Origin of the sequence: Brevundimonas diminuta ATCC 11568 (assembly GCF_000204035.1) — a bacterium.
Lineage (GTDB): Bacteria > Pseudomonadota > Alphaproteobacteria > Caulobacterales > Caulobacteraceae > Brevundimonas > Brevundimonas diminuta.
Genome location: NZ_GL883086.1, coordinates 501,993 through 516,895 on the forward strand (window position 1 = coordinate 501,993; position 14,903 = coordinate 516,895).

At 64.7% G+C, this 14,903-nt stretch carries 12 protein-coding genes, 1 tRNA gene and 1 pseudogene; 2 read left to right on the forward strand and 12 right to left on the reverse strand.

Annotated features, from left to right (window positions below):
• Positions 1 to 310 (reverse strand): annotated as a pseudogene (locus BDIM_RS17850) (hypothetical protein); the annotation flags it as partial.
• Positions 311 to 350: 40 nt separating this feature from the next.
• Between BDIM_RS17850 and BDIM_RS06200 the strand changes: the two are divergent.
• Entirely contained in the window at positions 351 to 1,592 is a 1,242-nt protein-coding gene (locus BDIM_RS06200) for a class I SAM-dependent RNA methyltransferase (protein WP_040346627.1), read from the forward strand.
• Positions 1,593 to 1,612: 20 nt separating this feature from the next.
• Here the strand turns inward: BDIM_RS06200 and BDIM_RS06205 are convergent, their stop codons facing one another.
• From BDIM_RS06205 to BDIM_RS06225, 5 genes are all read right to left on the reverse strand, one after another.
• The gene (locus tag BDIM_RS06205) at positions 1,613 to 2,458 is read right to left on the reverse strand and encodes an alpha/beta hydrolase family protein (RefSeq protein ID WP_003164717.1); all 846 of its coding nucleotides are present in this window, start codon (positions 2,456 to 2,458) and stop codon (positions 1,613 to 1,615) included.
• 46 nt (positions 2,459 to 2,504) lie between these two features.
• The gene (locus BDIM_RS06210; RefSeq protein WP_003164718.1) at positions 2,505 to 3,581 is read right to left on the reverse strand and encodes a PA0069 family radical SAM protein; all 1,077 of its coding nucleotides are present in this window, start codon (positions 3,579 to 3,581) and stop codon (positions 2,505 to 2,507) included.
• Between the two features lie 86 nt (positions 3,582 to 3,667).
• Positions 3,668 to 7,906: a translocation/assembly module TamB domain-containing protein gene (locus BDIM_RS06215; protein WP_003164720.1), complete on the reverse strand. Its 4,239-nt coding sequence runs from the start codon at positions 7,904 to 7,906 to the stop codon at positions 3,668 to 3,670.
• Complete coding sequence (locus tag BDIM_RS06220) at positions 7,903 to 9,690, reverse strand: autotransporter assembly complex protein TamA (RefSeq protein WP_003164721.1); 1,788 nt, start codon at positions 9,688 to 9,690, stop codon at positions 7,903 to 7,905. Before BDIM_RS06220 ends, BDIM_RS06215 begins: the two co-directional genes overlap by 4 nt.
• 57 nt (positions 9,691 to 9,747) lie before the next feature.
• On the reverse strand, positions 9,748 to 10,005 hold the full coding sequence (locus BDIM_RS06225) for a hypothetical protein (protein WP_244911857.1): 258 nt from the start codon (positions 10,003 to 10,005) through the stop codon (positions 9,748 to 9,750).
• A gap of 245 nt (positions 10,006 to 10,250) precedes the next feature.
• On the opposite strand from BDIM_RS06225, the gene BDIM_RS06230 reads away from it, so the two are divergent.
• A tRNA-Lys gene (locus tag BDIM_RS06230) sits at positions 10,251 to 10,327 on the forward strand.
• A 679-nt stretch (positions 10,328 to 11,006) separates the two neighbouring features.
• Here the strand turns inward: BDIM_RS06230 and BDIM_RS17440 are convergent.
• The 6 genes from BDIM_RS17440 to BDIM_RS17855 all read right to left on the reverse strand — a co-directional run.
• Positions 11,007 to 11,624: a hypothetical protein gene (locus BDIM_RS17440; protein ID WP_155818605.1), complete on the reverse strand. Its 618-nt coding sequence runs from the start codon at positions 11,622 to 11,624 to the stop codon at positions 11,007 to 11,009.
• A gap of 53 nt (positions 11,625 to 11,677) precedes the next feature.
• Entirely contained in the window at positions 11,678 to 11,860 is a 183-nt protein-coding gene (locus tag BDIM_RS06235) for a hypothetical protein (RefSeq protein ID WP_143276787.1), read from the reverse strand.
• Positions 11,861 to 11,935: 75 nt separating this feature from the next.
• A complete protein-coding gene (locus BDIM_RS06240) occupies positions 11,936 to 12,313 on the reverse strand; it encodes a hypothetical protein (RefSeq protein WP_003164723.1) in 378 nt (125 codons plus the stop codon).
• On the reverse strand, positions 12,310 to 12,765 hold the full coding sequence (locus tag BDIM_RS06245; RefSeq protein ID WP_040345245.1) for a DUF5681 domain-containing protein: 456 nt from the start codon (positions 12,763 to 12,765) through the stop codon (positions 12,310 to 12,312). Before BDIM_RS06245 ends, BDIM_RS06240 begins: the two co-directional genes overlap by 4 nt.
• A 29-nt stretch (positions 12,766 to 12,794) precedes the next feature.
• Positions 12,795 to 13,505, reverse strand: a complete 711-nt coding sequence (locus BDIM_RS06250) for a hypothetical protein (RefSeq protein ID WP_003164725.1) — start codon at positions 13,503 to 13,505, stop codon at positions 12,795 to 12,797.
• A gap of 526 nt (positions 13,506 to 14,031) precedes the next feature.
• The coding region (locus tag BDIM_RS17855) for an AAA family ATPase (RefSeq protein ID WP_040346628.1) at positions 14,032 to 14,903 on the reverse strand (872 nt) is incomplete at its 5' end.

Consider the following 14,903-nt stretch of genomic DNA (forward strand, 5'->3'; position numbering starts at 1 on the left):
GTTGGCGTTGATCACGCGCGCAGGGATCGTAGTAGGTGCCCTGGCTGTAGCCGCCGTTCCCGTAGCCATAGGCGGGCGGATAGTCGTAGCCGTAGCTCTGGGCCGAAGCGACGCCGGGCAGGGCGACAGCGGAGGCGCAGGCCAGGACGGCGATGGCGGCGGCCGAGGCTTTTTTCGAGATGAGAGCGATCATCGTTTTTGTTCCTTCGACGGATGCCGCACCTGAACGGATCAGGCCGCCGTCTGTTGCAGCCATTGATAGGGTCGCGAAGCTGAACGGCTTTTGATCGCGTCGTTCATCTTCGTTCATGTTTCGATTTTTGCGCGGAAACCGCTAGAAGCCGCGCATGATGCAGACGCTGACCATCGCCCGCATGGGCCATCAGGGCGACGGGATCGCCGACACCGCCAACGGCTCGGTCTTCGTGCCGGGCGCCCTGCCGGGCGAGGTGATCGCCGCTGAGGTCAAGGACGGACGGGCCGAGCGGTTCGATCTGATCGAGGCGAGCCCCGACCGCCGGCCGATCCATTCGCGGACCTATGCCGAATGCGGGGTCGCGCCGTTGCAGCACTGGGCCGATGAGCCCTATCTGGCCTGGAAGCGCGAGGTGGTGATCCAGACCCTGGCGCGCGAGGGGCTGGAGACCGAGGTCGAGGCGACCGTGGCGACGCCGCTGGCCAGTCGTCGCCGCCTGGCGCTGCATGCGCGGGAGGGCGCGGACGGCCGCGTCATGCTGGGTTTCAAGGCGCGCAAGTCGTGGCGGGTGGTCGAACTGACGGACTGCCCGCTGTCGGACCCGCATCTGACGGCGGCTCTGCCCGCCCTGGCCAAGGTGGCGGCGCCCTTCTTGGGGCATCCGAAATCGGCGCCGACCCTGCACGTCACCCTGACCGACACCGGTCTGGACGTCGATGTGACCGGGGTCGAGAAGCGTTCGGGCGGCCTGAATGGAGACCAGTTGGCGCTGGCCATTGCGGCGGCCGCCGAGGCCGATCTGGCGCGTCTCAGCCTGGATGGCGACACGCTGGTCATGGCGCGTCAGCCGCGCGTGCGGTTCGGGCGCGCGTCCGTGCCCTTGGCGGCGGGCGGTTTCCTGCAGGCGTCGCCCGCCGCTGAGGCCGCCATGGTCGAACGCGCGGTCGAGGCGGTGAGGGGGGCCAAGAAGGTGGCGGACCTGTTCTGCGGGGCGGGGACGTTCACCTTCCCTTTGGCCGAGATCGCCAGCGTGACAGCCGCCGATTCCGCCGCCGCCTCCATCGCCGCCCTGAAGGCGGGTCTGAGTACCGCTCAGGGCCTGAAGGGGATCGAAGCCCAGGCGCGAGATTTGTTCCGCCGTCCGCTGTCGCCCTATGACCTGAAGGGCTGCGACGCCATCGTGCTCGACCCGCCGCGCGCGGGCGCTCTGGAACAGACACAGCAACTGCCGGGGACCAAGGCGTCGGTCGTCGTCGGGGTGTCCTGCAATCCCCAGACCTTCGCCCGCGACGCGCGGGTGCTGGTCGACGCCGGTTTCCGACTGGAGAAGGTCACGCCGATCGACCAGTTCATCTGGTCGACGCACATCGAACTGGTCGGCGTCTTCCGGCGCTAGGCGAGATCAGGTCGAACCGATCACGGACGGACGAGAGCTTCGGCCATTCGGGACGTGAAGTCCGGTTGGCTGTGCACGTCGTTGTGGCCCGCCTCGGCGAAGACCAGGTGGTCGACAGATCGTCCCTTTGCCGTCAGCGCCTGGGCCAGGCGGCGACTCAGGACCGGCGGCAGCACCGTGTCGCGCCCGGCCTCCAGCACGATGATCCGGCCGGGGTAGTCGGCGAGGGTCGAGGGGATGTCGATTTCCGCCAGCCGTGGGGCCAGGCGCACGTGAATCAGAAACCGTTTCCAGCCCAGCGCCTCCTTCAACATGGCGCGGGCCGAAGGCGTCGTCGTCTCCAGGACCAAGATATCGGCCTTTGCTTGCGTCGCCGCTTCGGCGCAGACCGGCCCGCCTAGAGAGTGCCCCCATAGGATCAGGCGGCGCTGTTCTTGATTCGCGGCGGCGCGTGCATGCGCGGCCATGGCTCCGGCAGCCGCCTTCATGCTGGCGACATCTGAAACGCCCGTCGAGGCGCCGTAGCCGGGGTAGTCAAAAAGAAGAACGTCTCCGAACGGCAAGAGTTTATCGCTAGTCTGGCCGCCGTAGGCCGATTGCCGGAACATGTTGCCGCCGCAGAAAAGGATCAGCGGCGCCTGAGAGCCTTGGTCAGAAGATAACCGCGTCGCTGACAATTGTCCGCCAGCATAGGCGAGGGTCTGAGCCTGCGCAGATTCAGGAAGAGCCGGGCCTGGCTTCAAATCAATATTTTCGGCGGCGATGCGTGTATCTGGATAGAGGAAGGCGTTCTCAGGAACGCTGATGGCGCATCCCGTCAGACTGATGAGGGCCGCTGCGACTAGACCTGAAACAACTGGGCGCACGGATTGGCTCCACTCAAGAATACGTATCGACGATATATAAACTAGATCAGGCGGGAATGTCGAACAGATCAAGCTGCGGTCGGGCGTCGGCGGGAACGCGGAATTGGGTGAGGTCCAACGCCTGACGCGGCGCGTCCAGACCGTATCGCCTTGCCGCCGTCCTGAAGCGCGTGGCGATCAGTTCGGCGACCGGGCCCGTTCCCTTCATGCGCTGGGACCAGTCGGGGTCGTAATCCTTGCCGCCGCGCGTCTGGCGGATCAGGGACATGACGCGCGCCGCCCGATCGGGGCGAGCATCGGCCAGCCATTCTCGGAACAGATCCTTGATCTCCATCGGCAGGCGCAGGGTCACATACATGGCCGAGGTCGCGCCGGCCTTCTGCGCCGCCTCCAGCACGGCTTCGAGTTCATGGTCGTTCAGGCCGGGAATGACGGGGGCGAAGCCGACGCCGACCGGGCATCCCGCATCTGCCAGGCGGCTGATCGCCTCCAGCCGCTTGGCGGGCGTGGAGGCGCGCGGCTCCATCGCCCGCGCCAGCTTGCGGTCCAGCGTGGTGATGGAGATGAAGGCCGAGGCCAGACCGCGCCGCCCCATGTCGCCCAGGATGTCGGCGTCGCGCGCGATCAGCACCGACTTGGTGATGATGCTGAACGGGTGGTTGAAGCGCTGCATGACCTCCAGGATCGAACGGGTCGAATTCGTTTCGCGCTCGACCGGCTGATAGGGGTCGGTGTTGCCGCCTATGTGGATGCGCCGGCAGACGTACCGGGGCTTTGAGAGTTCCTGTTCCAGCAGACGCGCGGCGTCCGGCTTGAAGAAGATCCGGCTCTCGAAATCCAGGCCCGGGGATAGGCCCATCCAGGCATGGGACGGACGGGCGTAGCAGTAGATGCAGCCATGTTCGCAGCCCTTGTAGGGGTTGATGGAGCGATCGAAGCCGACGTCGGGACTCGTATTCTTGGCGATGATGGTGCGCGCGTGTTCCGGGGACAGGGTGGTGCGAAGCGGGGTCGCCGCCTCGTCCTGATCCGTCCAGCCGTCGTCGTAGGCCTCGCGCCGATCGGCTTCATACCGACCCGAGGCGTTGGAGCGTGCGCCGCGTCCGTTGATCGCCTTACTCATGCCCGCAGGATGGGGAACGAATTAGAACAAATCAAGAACAAAATGGACGATAGAACGAGACTGGCTTCTAGCCGGCCTCGCTCGGGTTAGCGTCGGGCGGCGGCGTTGGGACGGCGGTCGCGACGGTCGCCGCCGGGGCGGGGGCCTTCGCGGCGCCAGCGGACCGACAGGGCGGTGTCGCCTTCGCCGCCGAACTTGGAGGTGATGGCCAGGTTGCGTCGCACCTGCCACTCCACATTGACGGCTGCGCCGCGCTCAGCCCCGCCGATGACCTCCAGATAGATGTCGTCGGTGATGTAGCGACCGCCCGCGACGGTCAGGCTGGAGGCCTCGCCGCTGAAGGACAGGCGGTCCAGGCCGGCCAGTTCGCGAAGGTTGCCGATGACGTCGAACCCCCCGCCGCCCGCCAGGGACGCCACGGCCGAGGCCAGTTGCGCCGCTTCGAACGGCGACAACTGCGCCGCTGAACGTCCGAACAACACCTGCGACAGGATTTCGTCCTGAGGCAGGTCAGGCGTGGAGGTCAGCTCGATCTTGGGCGAGACGGCGGTGCCCGTCACCTTGATCACGGCCGTCAGGGCGGGGTCTTCGCGCACGGCTTCCAGGTTCAGGCGGATGCGCGCCGGATCAGTGGACAGGATGACCGAGCCGCGATCGTTGAAAACGAAGCGCTTGCCCGCGAACTCATAGTCGCCGCGCACCACATTGGCTGTGCCGCTCAGTTCGGGCTGGGTGATGGTGCCGCGCACGCGGGCGTCGGCGCGCAGTTCGACGTTCAGGCCGCGTCCGCGCAGGTAGATCTCCCGTCCCGTCAGGGTCAGGTCCAGGCCGATCTGCGGGCCGGCGGCGGCCTTCTTTTCGGCCTCGACGGCGTCGCCGCCGGGGCGGTTGATCTCGACCACGTCCATTTTGACGATGCCGGTCGAACCGGGCAGGTCGGGCGAAATCTCGGCGTCGTCGATATTCACATTGCCGGTCAGGCGGATGTTGCCGTCGGCGCCGCGCACGGCCGTCAGTCGGCCGTTGGCCCGCGCCTTGGCGATGTCGTTGTCGATGATCTGGAAGCGCGCCAGCTCCAGGCGCAGGGTCGAGGGCGAACCTTGACGCAGACCCAGGTCGCCGCTGCCGGACACCTCGCCCTTCAGGCCGTCGGTGGCCTGGAATCGTTCGATCACCGCCTGGCTGTCGTTGAAGCGGCTGGCCAGGGTCATGTTCTGTAGGCGCAGGCCCGAGGCTCCATCACGGAACGAGCCTTCGCTCAGGTCCAGTCGACCGTTCAGGCGCGGCGCGTTCAGGGTGCCGGCCAGGGTCGCCTGAGCGTTCACCTGGGCCGATAGGGATTGAGCGCCGCCCAGGAACAGATCCCAGATGGGCTGGATCTGACCGCGGATGGCGACCTGACCCGACAGGTTCTCGGTCCGGGCGATGGCCAGGCGCAGGGGCGCGGCCGAGGTTTCGACCGGCAGGGTGACATCGGCTGTGGCCTGAACGGTCGTACCGTTGTGGGCTTCTGCACGCAGGCGCAGGGCGTCGCCCGTCAGGTCGGCGTTCAGCGTGCCGTCGACGGCCAGGCCGCGCGGCGCATCCAGGCTGCGCAGTTGCTTCAGGTCGACATTGGCGGAGCCGCGCAGCGTATCGCCTTGCCCCTGCATCGAAACGCGACCCGTCACCTGGCCGCGCAGATCGGGGATCAGCGAGCCCATTTCGACGTTGTTCATGTCGGCCTGGATGACGCTGCCTTCGCTGTCCTGCTTCAACTCGCCGGTCAGGACGCCGCCGCCGACGCCCAGGTCCAGGCGGGCGACGCGGCCGTCGCCGTTGAGAGCGAAAACGGCGGGCGCGCGGGTGGTGAAGGCGATCTCGCGCACGCGGCCGCCGCCGCGCAGGGTCAGGCTCTGGGCCTGGCCTTGGCGGGCGTATTCGCCCGAGCCGTTGAACTGCACCGGATTGGCGCCGCCGACGTCAGCGGCCAGGGTGAAGGGCAGGCGATCCAGCGTGCCCTGGCCCTTGAGCGACAGGGTGCGCAGGGTCCAGTCCTGGCCGGTCAGGCGCACATTGCGCCCAGTGACATCGAGCACGGCCGTCTGGTTGCCCGCGCCTTCAGTCAGGCGCACGCGGCCGTTGGCCTCGCCCGAGGCCAAAAAGGCTCCCTGGCGTGCCGTGAAGGTCAGGTCGGCGCTGGAGGGGAAGTTGTTCGACAGGGCGACATCGCCCTGGGCCGCCACGCCGCCCGCGTTCACATCGACGTCCGACAGACGCAGGCGCGGTCCGCCCAGGAAGAAGTTACCCGAAGCATGGGCCGGTCCGTAGTTGGAGCCTGAGTTCAGCACCACGCGCCCGTCCGAAGCGTCGGCGCCCTTGCGGAAGCTGAGGATCAGATCGGCGTCGGTCAGGATCAGGCCGCCCGCCGCCACCTTGTCAAAGGCGGCGCGCAGATCGGCGCGCGGCTGGGCCAGGGTGCCGGTCAGGGCGCCGTCGCCCGACATGGCGCCGTCGATGGCGACCGGGCCGACGCCGAAAGGGCCATGGGCGTTCCAGTCCAGCGCCAGCCGCAGCTTGGCGCCCTCGATCAGACCCTTGGCGCCCGCGCGCCCGGCGGCGCCGGTCAGCTCTCCGCGATCGATGGAGACGACGCCGTTGTTCAGAGAACCGGCCAGTTGCAGGCGCGGCGCGGCGCCCAGCAGACGGTCCAGCTCTTCCATGCCGACGGCCATGCGCGAGCCGCGTCCGTCGAAGCTCAATGTCCAGGGCGCGCCCGTCTTGGCCGAGGCCGCCCGGATCGGTCCGCCGAACGCGCCGCGCGCGCCGGGTTGAATGCGCGACAGATCGGTCAGGTCGGCGCGGCCGCTGAAGTTCAGTCCGCCGTTCAGGCTGCGCCCGCCCGAGCCGGTCAGGGTCAGGCCCTGGCCGCGCGCGTCGATCTTCTTCAGCAGCATGGCGCCGTCGGCCATGCGCGCGCCTTCCATCTGGATGCGCGGCGCAGAGCCCAGCAGCCCGCCGATGATGCCCGCCGATGAGCCGCCGACGGCGCGCACATCGGTCGTGACGTCGATGCGCCCCTTGTTGGCGGCGATGTTGACCGGGCCCGAGATGCGCGTGGCGCGATAGGAGGCGATGTCGGCGTTCAGCAGACTGGCCGAGCCTTGCAGACTCCACACCTGGGCGTCGCCCTTGAACACGCCCGTATAGGCGGCGGGACCGGCGATCGGACTGCCGACCAGGCGGCTGAGCGAGGGGGTATTCACCTCCAGGCTGATGCCGTCGGGCGAGGTGTTGTCCGTGGTGCGGATCAGGCCGCGCGCGCTGGATTCGATGTTGTCGGCGTACAGGCGCCAGGCCACGCCCTGATAGCCTTCGCGCTTGGCGTCCGGCGTCATGGCGAAGCCGAAGCGGGCGGTGCGGCCGATGCGTTTGACGAAGGGCTCCAGCAGGTCGGAGCCGGAGAAGTCGGCGTAACCCGACACCTTGGCGCCGTTGTCGCCATAGGTTCCCTTGACCAACAGGGGCCGGAACTGGCCCGTCTGGACGGCCACATCGATGACCTCGCCGTTGACCACGGCCACGGCCGAGAAGGGCTGATCGGGCGAATAGCCCAGCGAGCCGGCGATCGGGCCGCCCTGGGCTTCATTGGCGCGCAGATTGACGCGCAGGTCTTCGGGCTTGTCGCCGAAGGCGGCGGCCAGACGCAGATAGTCGCCCTTGCGGTTCAGGCTGTAGGCGTTGACGTTGGCGGTCTTGACGCCCTTGCGCGGAATGGCGGCGTCGCCGCTGAGGGTCCAGCGGCCGTACTCCTTGGAGAAGCCTTCCAGCAGTTCGACATTGGCGCTGAAGCGGTCGATGTCGATGGAGATGGCCTGCGGCCCGCCCGGCTCGCTCGGCGGCTCAAGCTCGGGACGGCGCAACAGACGAATCTGGCCCGCGCTGATTTCCGTTGCGTGGAAGCGCCGCGCCAGCAGAGGCCAGTAGGACCAGTCGACGCGGACGTCGGTCGCTTCCAGCCAGACGCCCTTTTCGTCGGTCACGGTGACGCGCTTCAGACGGAAGTCGTCGAACAGATCGCCTTGAAGTCCCTCGACGTTGATCCGGCCGTAGCGGCTGATTTTCTTGCCCGCGACGAAGCTGGTGATCAGTTCGCGCCCCGCGTCGGACAACAGATACATCCGTCCGCCCACCAGGGCGACGACGATAAGCGCCAGCAGACCGGCGAAGGTCACGCCCGCGACGAAGGCCGCCAGTTGCAGACGCGTGCGCTTGCGCTTGGCCTTCTCGGCCGGCGTATCGGCGACGTCTGCGCCCGTTTCGTGAGGCGGAGGTGTGTCGGTCAAAACGCCTGGCCGATGCTGAGGTAGAGCTGGAATCCGGAGTCGCCCTCTCGCTTGTTCAGCGGGAAGGCGATGTCGGCGCGAACAGGACCGAAGGGCAGCTTGTAACGTACGCCGACGCCCGCGCCGTAGCGCATATTGGTCAGGTTGGGCGTTTCCTGAAAGCCGACAGCGCCGCCGTCGACGAAGGCCACGGCCTGAAATTTCTCGCCGATGTCGCGCCGCACCTCGATCGAGGTCTCGAACAGCGACAGGCCGCCGCGCGGTCGGTTGTTGGGCAGGCGCGGGTTGATGCTCTGATAGGAATAGCCGCGCACAGAACCGCCGCCGCCGGAATAGAACAGTCGGTCCGACGGGACGGTCAGTTCCTGGCCGCCGATGATGGATCCGATGCGGACGCGACCGGCCAGCACGGTCTTGGCGTCATCCTGGATCGGCAGATAGGCGCTCGCCTGACCTTCGGTGCGCAGGAACAGCACCGTATCCTCGCCGGTCACGGCCGTGGGCTGGGTCGACAGCGACAGGCGATAGCCCGAGGTCGGGTTCAGCGGATCGTTCGAGCGATCCATGAAGGCTCCGCCGCGCAGGGTGACGATCGCCAGGTCGCGGTCGAAGGTGATCGGCGCCTGGGTCACCGGATCGAAACGATATTCCGTGTAGCGGCCCGCATCGACGCCCACGCCGTAGCTGAACCACGACGTCTTGCCGAGGCGCTGTGACAGGTCCGCAGCCAGGGTGAGGGCGCTGCGGTCGTAGGCGTCGGTCTGTTCGTTGACGATATAGGACGACAGTTTCAGCGTTCGTCCCGCCCTGCGCCAGTGCGGTTGAGACCACTCGCCGCCGATGCGGCTGTCGATGCTGGCGATACGTGCGCCGTAGCGCAGGGTGTCGGCCCGGCCGAAGCGATTGTAGCGGGTCCGAAAAACGTCGGCTCCGACGCCTTCATAAGTCGAATAGCTGGCGCCGGCTTCCAACAGGCTGACCGGCCGATCGGCCAGGGTGACGACGACAGGTCGTAAGCCGTCCGGTCGAATGTCGTCGAGCGGCGACAGGGCCACGCCCACGCCGTCATAGACGCCGGTGTCCAGCAGGCGCCGTTCCAGTTCGGCCACGTCCTCGGGATCGTAGCGGTCGCCTTCCTCCCAGGGGACCAGGCTCTGAAGCCAGCTTTCCTTGGTCGGCCCCTGGGTCCGCAGTTGAATCCCGTTCAGCCGCACCAGCTCGCCGGAGTTGATGTTGAAGCCCGGCTGAACCAGGAAGGTGGCGTGATCCACGACTACGCGACGGGGCAGGGCGGCGGCGTCCGCATAGCCCCGTCGGGTCAGGCCGGCGACGACGCGGCCTTCGGCTTCCAGGATCTCAGCGGCCCGGCCCGGTTCGCCCGGCTTGAGGCGGATGTCCTCGATGACCGTAGCGCTGGTTTCTGCGTCCGGCGCGGGAGCGGTCCAGTTGATCGTGGTTTCGCCCAGGACGAAGCGGCGACCCGGCGCAATCTGGACTATCGCGACGGGCTTGTCGTCGCCCTCGACCTGATCCTCGACCGTGGCTTGATAATAGCCTTCCGAACGCAACAAGGCCTGAGCCGAGGTCACGGCCGCACGGGCGCGACGACGGGCCTCGAACCGGCTGGACGGCGCGCCGTCGCCATCGCCGATCGCCTGCTCCAGCTGGCGTTTGAGGTCGCCGTCTATTTCACCGCGAATCTGGGCGCGAGGTTCAGCGACGGCTTGGCTTGCGAGCGCGCATACAGCTGCGCCAGCAAGAAGGAGGGGGAGCCTCGACGTCAAATCCGAACCCTGGTTACGAGACGATCAAAGGGCGCTTAGCCCTGTTCGCCGGAGGAATCAGTAAAACAGCGTATCGCTTTCGGGTTGAACTGTCTCTTCAGACGAACGCTGGTCCGGCGGAAGGGTCTCCACAGGCGTAGCCGTTTCGGGCGTGGCGGGAGCCTCGGCGACCACGGGCGCAGCGGCTTCTTCTGCGGCGGGCGCCTCGACAGGCGCCGGCGCTTCGACGGGGGGCGGTTCGCTGTAAGGTTGTTCACAAGCGGCCAGCAAGCCGGTGGCGGCCAGCGCCGCGCCGATCATCAGACGATTCAACATGGATCGATTCATTCTTGATCCCCCTCTAGGGGCTGGAAACGTGGAGGGGCGGAGCCGGTTCCTCTGTTCGCGCCTTTAAAGGGTCCAGGTGAACCTGGAATGAATCGCGTGCTGCGAAGCGCCTTGATTTCGCGATGGATGCGGTCGTCAGACCCTTGTTTGTGCAGTGAAAAATTTCCTGAAATTTCCACTTGCCCGCCGCGAAGCTCATCCGTATGTTCCGCGCCTCTTCGCAAACGCGATGTGCGCCCCTAGCTCAGTTGGTTAGAGCATCTGACTTTTAATCAGAGGGTCCTCGGTTCGAGCCCGAGGGGGCGTACCATTTTCCCCTGCAAAATCAGCAAGTTGCCTGTGTGCGGGGCTTTGAGCGTGTGTTGCTCGCATTTATCATAGCACCAAGCTAGCCGCCGCCTGGCTGCAGAAGGGTGATATCAGGCTGGTCGGTATGATAGCTTTGCTATTATGCAAAGCGCGTCGTCAGGACACTAACAATGCGACCGACAGACTATCTTGCGCTCTACGGCGCGCTGCTTTCGACGGTTGTTTTTGTTTGGAACGTGTCTCGCGCCCTTCCAAAGCTTAAGGTGCGCCTCGCTCACACCGAAACAGGTAGCGGGATGTGCACGGGAGTCGTCGCCTCAATCCAGAACCACTCGGCGCACCCTGTACGCATCACGCGGGTGTCCATTCTTCTTCCTTTTCGTAGCAAACGGATTCGCCGCAAGCTCGTCCATCTCCTGTGGCACCGGCGATGGCTTCGTACAATTGGTTGGTATCATGCTCCGTTGTCGGCATATGGCGTCGACGACCAATGTCCTTTAACGGTTGAACCGGGGCATTCGCATGTGGTGTTTCTCCCTGCCGATGCTGTGGAAAGCCTCTTGGGAAGAGCAATGGGTCGACAGTTCAGGGTTGTCGTTCAGGATGCTCTTTGGAGGGACACTTATTCTCATCCATTTATCTACGATAACGCGAGGGACGCGTAGCTAAATCGAGGTCGGCTAGAATCGCTTGAACTGATCTCGTCGAGCAAAGGTATAAAAAATCTGAAGTGTGCCCTTGTAGAGCCCAGGATTGGTGCGGCTCTCTACCCTATAGGAAGATAGCGATATACGATCCCCTCCCGCCTGCCAGCGGATGCCGTTTGTTGGTTGCCATTCCAGATCGTCCCTGGAAGGATCTGGAGCTCGCAGCGAGCTGGGCGGGTCCGTTACTGTCGAGCCATACTTAGAAGAAATTAGATCCGCCAGGGACCAAAACGATGAACGGACTGTCGTTAGTGGAAGGCCTTCCTCATTTCTTCCGTATCCGAAGGCATAATCAAGACTAACGTACCGCAGAAAACCCTCGACACTGAACATAAATGTCAATGTAAATGGTATGTTATCAAGTTCATAAATGGCAACGGTGAGGTTTTTGCATTGCGTCAATCCGTCTGAACTTCTCGAGTAGTCTTCACCATCTCTGCAGTCATTTCCTTCCGTGGCGTGCGGAAATGCCGTTAATACGTCGGACTTAACCGAGTTCGCATTGAGTTCACGGAAACTGAAGCTATCTGAATGAGCAGGTGCCGCTGCGCACAAATAAATGCCTGCGATCAACATCGCTGTCGCCTTCATGTCGTCCACCTAATATGAAAAATGCGCTAAAAGGCAGCGCCGGGAAGCGCACTCTACGACAGTTTTCCTAGGTGTAGCCAAGCTTGTAATGCCTTCAGTACCGCGGGCATGTCCCGGCTGTCATACCGCCCCTCCGCGATCCCCGTCTCGGTCTCCGCCTCAAAGGCCGCCCAGCCCTCTTCGCCGCCGAATTTAGCGAGCACGGGCGGTACCTGCTCCACTTCGAGCTTGGCCATTCTCGCCAGCATGGACCTGATGGCTGCCATGTGGTCAGGCCCAGCCCAACGCGGCCCGTGTAGTCGGCCGCAGGGTCACGGCTCTATCTCGCCCATGGCCACCAGCGCGTCATAGGCCTCCTGCCGCACCGCCCCGTCGTTTTCGTCGCGCACCACCCCCTTTAGGCTTTGGACGACCCACGCCCGCAGTTCCCGCTCGTCTCCAAAGGCGATGGCGACAAACTCCTCAAGGCTGCTGCCCATGAAGGTCAGCGCTTCGGGTAGGGTGGCTGGCAGCACCTTTACTGGCAGTCCGGATTTTTCTGCGATCTGTCTCGCGTAGGCCGTCACCCGTTCATACTGGGCGGGCGCGTGTACGGCGACGAACTTTCCATCGACGAAGGTGAGCAGGGCCAGGTCCTTTGGGAGCGGTTCGGCGGTGACGATGCGGTTTGCATTGATCCAGCAGTTCATTTGTTCAGTTCCTTCTGTTCAAGCGCAGCTAGCCGCGCCTCCAACTCCTCGGTGGCGCGTATGGTGCTGAGCGCCTGCACGGCGTCGATGATCTGCTTGCCTACGTCTGGGGCTATCTGACCGCGGGCCACGGCTGCCAGCACCTGCTCCACCTGCCGGGCTACCGGCGCGGTGGCGTCGAATTCGAAGGAGACCTTTTCCATCTGGCCACGCAGGACTGGGGCGATGCGGGACAGGACCAGCGAAGCCGCTTGCATGTCGCCCTCAAGGGCCGCGTCAACGACCACACGGGCCACAGCCGGGGCGTCGTCCATGAGGGCCTGCGAGACCCTGGTACGCTTGTCCACGATGCCTTTGGGCCTGCCGGAGGGGTTAGGGCTGGGACCGCCCCTTTCCCACACACGAGCCGGTTTCTGCGCCTCAGGCCCTTTCTGGTCGTGCTGGTCGGTCATGCTGGCATCCTGATCTCAACAGCGCCCGATCAACCTTCGCGGAACACGAACGCCTTTTCGGCGGCCGTCTTCGCCTCACGGAGCGCCTTCGCTTTGTCGGGCGGCGCGCCTACGGCCTTCTCCAACTCCCCGAAGACCAGCCCGCCTCGGTTGGTGATGAGGTCACGGGCGCCCTTCATCGCCCTGACGCGCTTGGCGACCTCGGGGCTATTGCGCTCATGCCACTGGCGCAGCAGCGCCCCCTGCATCCCGGCGTCTAGGCCGGAAAGGTAGGAAGGAGCCCCGAGGACGGATGAGACGGTCACCGCGTCCCCAGCCGCCAGAGCGCCCTGGATGAAAGCCAGCCGCTTGCTGTTTGGCAGGGCCTTCACGTGCGCGCGGATTTCTACGGCGACCCCCTGGGCCGCCACGGACGTGACCGGGGCGCTCAACTGCGCCTCCAGCGCGGCGATGCCCTTGTCGAGGCTCGCCATCGCCCCGTCCATCTGGCGCGCGATCCGGCTAAAAACCTTGTCAGCGAAATCCTGGGTCTGGATGATCTGCTGGGCTTCGGTCCACGTCGGGTTCGTGCGCGCCTTCTCGCGGGCGGAATGGACCTGCCCGATCCCGATATAGGCCTCGCTGAAAGCCGTCTCAGCCAGACTGACATAGGGCGCAGTTTGCTCGTCGTACCCGTCGACTTCTTTCACGTTGTCAGGGTGAAGCGACGGAGTAACTCGGGCATCAATGCCTTCTGACATCTTAGAAAACCCTCTTCTTGGCTTGCTACTTGCTGTTACGGTATGTGATCAGCGGAGAGTTCAGCAAGGAAAAGCTTTGTAAATATCTTATCAGACAATCAGTTACATCTGTTCCATTGCAGCAAGAGCGCCATACTCGACATTTGCGGGTCCAAGGGCGGACGAATGGCAGAGCTGGGTGGACAATGACCACGCTTGGGCGGCGACGGGCCTCTAGCGGGCCGCTACAGCGGCGGCGGGGGTTGCAGCACCCCTGCACGCGGCTCGCCGCAAATCCCGACTCCAGCGCCCGACGGCGGGCAGCGTAGGGGAGGACCGAAAGTCAGCGAACCCCATTCACTCGTTCACCCAGGAGGCCGTTGGGGGTGGGGTGGGAAATAGGGTTCGCTACCCTAAAGGGCTAAACCCCCTAGCGAACCCGAGTTCGCGGGGGAGCCAGGGCTTTCGGGGGCTTGCTGGTAGTTCCGTAACAACCCTCGAGTGAACCCGGCAGCGAACCCGAAAACCCTAGCGAACCCGAGGCGGACTAAGCGGAAGGCGGTGTGGTTTCCATAGGGCGGATCCAGACGTTGCCATTCGGGGACTTCGGTTCCACCGCGAGCCGCTTCTCCGCAAGCAGGCGCTCAATGGCAGCCAGCACCCGGTCCTGTGTGATCGAATAGCCAGTCTGCTTCATATCGGGGAGCTGCCCTTTGAGGCTATTCTTGCTGGGATAGTTCCCTGCGCTCACTTCTTGAGCGATCCATTTCCAAATGAAATTGTCGTCGGCAGCGGACGTTTCAGCATCAATATCCCTGATGCTCTTGCTCGTCTTCGACTTGGGTTGCTGCTCAGTTGCCTCGGCTTGAGAAGGGGTCGGATAAACAGCCAAGGATGTTATCGGATCTCCATCCTCGTCCACGCCCAACTGGATCACATGCATCGTGAAGTTAAACTTCCTGCCAGTCGGCCCATCCTTCACCTTCGTGAGCGCGAACCGCGCGGCGTGATGGCCCGCATCTTTCTCGTGCTGGCATTCAATGACAAAATCCATGGCTGCGTGCAGGCCGGACCAGCCACGCATTCCCTTCGCATGATCCTTGCCGGTGTGGTGGATGAGCAGGATGACTCCGCCCAGCCGCTTCTGAAGGTCCTGGAAAATGCCGATCATCTCTCCCATGGCACTGCTGTTTTCTTCAATGCCGTTGGACGCATGAGCAAGCGTATCGATGCACAGCACGCCCCCGGCCCACCCCTTCTCTTTGAGGGTGGCGACCAACTTGTCCCGGTCGGACTTCTCGCGGAGATTCAAGGGGTCGATGATGACAGCCACATTGGACCGCACGTCATCCGGCGGAATGACCGAGAAGAGCACCTGGGGATTCTTGGCAGCAGCTTGCGCCAAGCGCCAAGCTTTCA